Source organism: Sporosarcina sp. HYO08 (assembly GCF_001563475.1).
Taxonomy (GTDB): Bacteria; Bacillota; Bacilli; order Bacillales_A; family Planococcaceae; genus Sporosarcina.
Genome location: NZ_LPUT01000016.1, coordinates 1 through 2,140, shown reverse-complemented (window position 1 = coordinate 2,140; position 2,140 = coordinate 1). Strand labels below are relative to the sequence as shown.

Genomic DNA, 2,140 nt, shown 5'->3' with positions numbered 1-2,140 from the left:
TCAAGATGAGATTTCCCATTACATTTGTAAGTAAGATCCCTCAAAGATGATGAGGTGGATAGGTCTGGGGTGGAAGCACGGCGACGTGTGGAGCTGACAGATACTAATCGATCGAGGACTTAACCTATTAAGAAAAGCGGAGACGACCGCTTTGACGCGACAAGCATAAGACGGCTTGCAGTAGTGGCGAAAGCCACGGAGGCAAGAGGGCTTATGACCTCGAGCGTCAGGGAGTCGGAGCTGGACAGTATGTAATTGATTACGATTGTGCATCCAATGTTTGTTTTATTCAGTTTTGAGCGAACAAGCTCATAGTCTGGTGACGAAGGCGAAGAGGTCACACCCGTTCCCATACCGAACACGGAAGTTAAGCTCTTCAGCGCCGATGGTAGTTGGGGGCTTCCCCCTGTGAGAGTAGGACGTCGCCAGGCTTACCAATTAAATTCCTTAAAATTCTATCGTGAATCTCGTTAAAATCGGGAGAAACGAGCAGGACAAGGAAGCGATTGAGAGAGGGAAGGAGCGTATTCCAATACGTGACTGACCGAACGAATGAAGCTGACGCAGTAATGCGAAGCTTATCGCGATTTTAACATGGAGGATTAGCTCAGCTGGGAGAGCACCTGCCTTACAAGCAGGGGGTCGGCGGTTCGAACCCGTCATCCTCCACCATATACACCTTGCCGGTGTAGCTCAACTGGTAGAGCAACTGACTTGTAATCAGTAGGTTGAGGGTTCAAGTCCTTTCGCCGGCACCATTTTTGAGCCATTAGCTCAGTCGGTAGAGCATCTGACTTTTAATCAGAGGGTCACAGGTTCGAATCCTGTATGGCTCACCATTTTTATGAGAAATCATGATAAATAACGCGGGTGTGGTGGAACTGGCAGACACGCTAGACTTAGGATCTAGTGCCTTCGGGCGTGGGGGTTCGACTCCCTTCACCCGCACTCTAAGCGGAAGTAGTTCAGTGGTAGAATACGACCTTGCCAAGGTCGGGGTCGCGGGTTCGAATCCCGTCTTCCGCTCCAATTACCCTTGCCGGGGTGGCGGAACTGGCAGACGCACAGGACTTAAAATCCTGCGGTAGGTGACTACCGTACCGGTTCGATTCCGGTTCTCGGCACCAGTTGTATATTAAATAAATGCGCCCGTAGCTCAATTGGATAGAGCGTCTGACTACGGATCAGAAGGTTATGGGTTCAACTCCTGTCGGGCGCGCCAATACATATTTTTCGGGAAGTAGCTCAGCTTGGTAGAGCACTTGGTTTGGGACCAAGGGGTCGCAGGTTCGAATCCTGTCTTCCCGACCATTTATTAAAAAAAAATGGGGCCTTAGCTCAGCTGGGAGAGCGCCTGCCTTGCACGCAGGAGGTCAGCGGTTCGATCCCGCTAGGCTCCACCAATATATACTATACTGAAGTACTATAATACTATTCCTGGCGGCGTAGCTCAGCTGGCTAGAGCGTCCGGTTCATACCCGTAAGGTCGGGGGTTCGACTCCCTCCGCCGCCATCTTAAGGACCTTTAGCTCAGTTGGTTAGAGCAGACGGCTCATAACCGTCCGGTCGCAGGTTCGAGTCCTGCAAGGTCCACCAGCACATATATAATATGGAGGAATACCCAAGCCTGGCTGAAGGGATCGGTCTTGAAAACCGACAGGGGTGTTAAAGCCCGCGGGGGTTCGAATCCCTCTTCCTCCGCCATATTTATTGTAAAAAGTAACAAGTGCTAACAAGATTTTTTATAAGATCCAAAATACTATTATCGCGGAGTGGAGCAAATCACATCACGAAGAATGTGATTTGGATAATTTCCCAAAGGGAAATTATCATAAAAGCCACAGAACAAACTTAATGCGTGGTATGTCAAAAATACCAACAAATACTATTATCGCGGAGTGGAGCAAATCGCATCACGAAGAATGCGATTTGGGTAATTTCCCAAAGGGAAATTATCATAAAAGGCCGCAGAACAAACTTAATGCGTGGTATATCAAAAATACCAAAAAATAATATTATCGCGGAGTGGAGCAGTGGTAGCTCGTCGGGCTCATAACCCGAAGGTCGCAGGTTCAAATCCTGCCTCCGCAACCAAAAGGTCCCGTGGTGTAGCGGTTAACATGCCTGCCTGTCACGCAGG

13 tRNA genes and 2 rRNA genes are annotated in these 2,140 nt (G+C 49.2%); all 15 read left to right on the top strand.

The window, feature by feature from the left end:
- Positions 1-127, top strand: a 23S ribosomal RNA gene (locus AU377_RS06915); the annotation flags it as partial.
- Between the two features lie 188 nt (positions 128-315).
- A 5S ribosomal RNA gene (rrf, locus tag AU377_RS06910) occupies positions 316-431 on the top strand.
- Between the two features lie 165 nt (positions 432-596).
- Positions 597-672: transfer RNA gene (locus tag AU377_RS06905), tRNA-Val, on the top strand.
- A 10-nt stretch (positions 673-682) separates the two neighbouring features.
- Positions 683-758, top strand: a tRNA-Thr gene (locus tag AU377_RS06900).
- 5 nt (positions 759-763) lie between these two features.
- Positions 764-839: transfer RNA gene (locus AU377_RS06895), tRNA-Lys, on the top strand.
- Positions 840-866: 27 nt separating this feature from the next.
- Positions 867-948: transfer RNA gene (locus tag AU377_RS06890), tRNA-Leu, on the top strand.
- A gap of 6 nt (positions 949-954) precedes the next feature.
- Positions 955-1,029: transfer RNA gene (locus AU377_RS06885), tRNA-Gly, on the top strand.
- A gap of 9 nt (positions 1,030-1,038) precedes the next feature.
- Positions 1,039-1,127 (top strand) — tRNA-Leu (locus AU377_RS06880).
- An 18-nt stretch (positions 1,128-1,145) separates the two neighbouring features.
- A tRNA-Arg gene (locus AU377_RS06875) sits at positions 1,146-1,222 on the top strand.
- Between the two features lie 12 nt (positions 1,223-1,234).
- Positions 1,235-1,311 (top strand) — tRNA-Pro (locus AU377_RS06870).
- A gap of 16 nt (positions 1,312-1,327) precedes the next feature.
- Positions 1,328-1,403, top strand: a tRNA-Ala gene (locus tag AU377_RS06865).
- A 36-nt stretch (positions 1,404-1,439) separates the two neighbouring features.
- Positions 1,440-1,513, top strand: a tRNA-Met gene (locus AU377_RS06860).
- Positions 1,514-1,519: 6 nt separating this feature from the next.
- Positions 1,520-1,596, top strand: a tRNA-Ile gene (locus AU377_RS06855).
- 15 nt (positions 1,597-1,611) lie between these two features.
- Positions 1,612-1,704: transfer RNA gene (locus tag AU377_RS06850), tRNA-Ser, on the top strand.
- A gap of 315 nt (positions 1,705-2,019) precedes the next feature.
- Positions 2,020-2,094: transfer RNA gene (locus tag AU377_RS06845), tRNA-Met, on the top strand.
- The last annotated feature ends 46 nt before the right edge of the window (positions 2,095-2,140 follow it).